Here is a 2,457-nt window from a genome sequence, read left to right as displayed (position 1 = left end):
AGGTAAGCGTCAAATAGTCCACACCTATTTCTAAGATGTGGACTAATGTTATGATTTATTTAGATTTATTTGGAACACGACATTCCTTTGGAATAGTCTGTGACCAAGGCAAAAGCTGATCTAACTTAGATTTATCTGTCGTATCCATGTTAGGAAGTTCCTCGAAAAGGTAGCTAAGATAGTTAAATGGATTTAATCCGTTTTCCTTAGCTGTTTCTACAATACTATAAATAATTGCACTGGATTTTGCTCCCTTTGCAGTATTGCTAAAAAGCCAATTTTTTCTCCCAATAACGAAAGGTTTAATAGACCTTTCACCTCGGTTGTTATCAATCTCTAAACGACCATCTTTTAAAAATGCCTCTAGTCGCTCCCACTGGTTACGACAATATTTGATTGCTTGGCCGAGTGCACTTTTTGGCAACACCCGTGGCGTTTGTTCACGAAGCCATGCTGAAAAAGCCTCCAATACTGGTTGGCTGCATTCTAAGCGCTCTTTGTAACGTTCTTCTGGGCTAACGTCTTTTAATTTGCGTTCAATCTCAAATAATTGGTTACAAAATGCTAGACCTTCCTTCGCTTTCACGTTGGAAGTACTCGCAGATTCAGGTAAAGCCTTTAATGCCTCTGTGAATTTGCGACGAGCGTGGGCCCAACATCCGACCAAAGTTACATTGGATAATCCGTTGTAGCCGGCGTAGCCATCTACATGTAAATATCCTTTGAATCCATCTAGGAAGCGACGTGGGTGTTTACTTGCCCGCGTTTGTTGGTAATCATACAAAATGATTGGAGGACCCTCTCGTCCAGTGCGATAAAGCCACATATAAGAATTCGATGTCGCAGGTCGCCCAGGTTCGGAAAGAACCTGTAATGTTGTTTCGTCCGCATGTAAACTATCCAGTTTTAGGAGATGTTCGTGCATCCGATCGTAAATTTGGTTTAGCCAGGTATTGGCACCATAAATAACCCAATTTGCCAGCGTTTGACGTGAAATAGATACCCCAAAGCGTTCTAAATGTTTTTCCTGGCGATACAGAGGCATACTCTCTACATACTTTTGTGTCATTGTATATGCCATTGCCGACGGAGATGCTAGGCTTCCCGGAAAAACAGAGGCTGGCATCGATGCAGTTTTAATAGGTGTCTCTATTTCATTGCGTTCACAATGACGACAGCTATAGACGTGGCGAACATGTTCCACCACTTTTACTTGCGCAGGAATGATTTTTAATTCTTTACGCACTTCCGTGCTCATTTCATGCAGCGCTCCACCACAACACGAACAAACCTGGTCCACATCAGGTAAACGATATTCAATCGTCTCGGTAGGCAGGTTTTCAAGCATGCGTTCACGTTGGCCACGCTGTTTCTTACGTTTATAAGTAATCGTCTCAACCGTTGGTTCTTCAACAGTTGAATTGGTAGTATCTTCAGCTTCATTAAAAAGAGAAAGTTGGTCCAGATTAGTTTTCTCGCTAGAAGAACCAAATCTATGTTGTTGGCTTAGGCGGAATTGCTCCTCATACCATTTTAATTTTGCCTCCAACTCTTCCTTTTCCATTTCGAGCTTTTCCGTGCGCTCTATGTAGTATTCAATTGTATCTTGTGATGTTTGCGCCTTATTTTCCATAAATTAAGTATACGAAAAAGAACCCGCTATGACTAGTCGGATTCCTCTATTTAATAGATTTTTTTATAGAATGGTACGCGCTATTACTTCACGATGTGCTTGTTTTTGTTCAATGGGTAACCCATCCAATAACCAACGGAGTTGGCGTGGACTAATATCCATCGGTGCTTCCTCTTTCTCTGATGGCCAGTGAAATGTTCCACGTTCTAGCCTTCGGTAATGAAGCCAAAATCCGTTATGCTCCCATTGAAGGATTTTTAGTTTATCACGTTTTCGATTACAGAATACGAATAAACAGGGAGAAAAGGGATCTAGTTCGAAGCATTCTTTTACAATGACTGCGAGACCATCAATAGATTTGCGAAGATCTGTACTGCCACGTGCTAAGTAAACACGTTCAAAATGGGAACTAGTTAGCATTGGTTTTTCAGAATACCTACTACATCAGATAATAGTCCCATGTCGGCATTTGGACGCACTTCAACAGAAATTGCATCAAAGTGAATAATAATTGGATCTTGACCAGAGTAATTTGTTGGTCCGTCTTTCATGTCTACAGTCAGCCACTGTGTATCAGTTTCTTGAACAGTAGTTTGATCATCTCCAAAGTTTCGAACCCAATAATACATTTGATGAATATTTACACCCTGTTCTCTGCACCATCCAGCCACTGATAAACCACTGGCTTTCCAAGCATCAAATCTGGCTTTCCATTCTATTCTTTTGTCAGCTTTAGTCATCGCAAAACCTCCCGAATTATTTTCTAGGGAGATTATCTCATGAATAAGCTATGCTGGAAATGTGGGTACTATTTGACGCTTACG

General features: G+C 41.0%; 3 protein-coding genes. All 3 read right to left on the bottom strand.

Annotated elements, in window-relative coordinates; all coding sequences use genetic code 11:
- Positions 1-55: 55 nt before the first annotated feature.
- Positions 56-1,633: an IS66 family transposase gene (gene tnpC, locus BN999_RS16560; protein ID WP_096273231.1), complete on the bottom strand. Its 1,578-nt coding sequence runs from the start codon at positions 1,631-1,633 to the stop codon at positions 56-58.
- Positions 1,634-1,696: 63 nt separating this feature from the next.
- Entirely contained in the window at positions 1,697-2,053 is a 357-nt protein-coding gene (gene tnpB / locus BN999_RS16555; protein ID WP_096273229.1) for an IS66 family insertion sequence element accessory protein TnpB, read from the bottom strand.
- Positions 2,047-2,373, bottom strand: a complete 327-nt coding sequence (tnpA, locus tag BN999_RS16550) for an IS66 family insertion sequence element accessory protein TnpA (RefSeq protein ID WP_096273227.1) — start codon at positions 2,371-2,373, stop codon at positions 2,047-2,049. The genes tnpB and tnpA overlap by 7 nt, the downstream gene beginning before the upstream one ends.
- Positions 2,374-2,457: the final 84 nt, after the last annotated feature.

It is taken from the genome of Paucisalibacillus globulus (assembly GCF_900184735.1).
In the GTDB taxonomy this organism is placed as follows: Bacteria; Bacillota; Bacilli; order Bacillales; family Amphibacillaceae; genus Ornithinibacillus; species Ornithinibacillus globulus_B.
The sequence above is the reverse complement of the archived record's forward strand: the minus strand, read 5'-3'. Positions and strand labels throughout refer to the sequence as shown.

Bases quoted from the DNA above. Each gene is read 5' to 3' on its own strand.
- tnpC (WP_096273231.1), bottom strand. From the start codon at position 1,633: ATGGAAAATAAGGCGCAAACATCACAAGATACAATTGAATACTACATA.
- tnpB (WP_096273229.1), bottom strand. From the start codon at position 2,053: ATGCTAACTAGTTCCCATTTTGAACGTGTTTACTTAGCACGTGGCAGT.
- tnpA (WP_096273227.1), bottom strand. From the start codon at position 2,373: ATGACTAAAGCTGACAAAAGAATAGAATGGAAAGCCAGATTTGATGCT.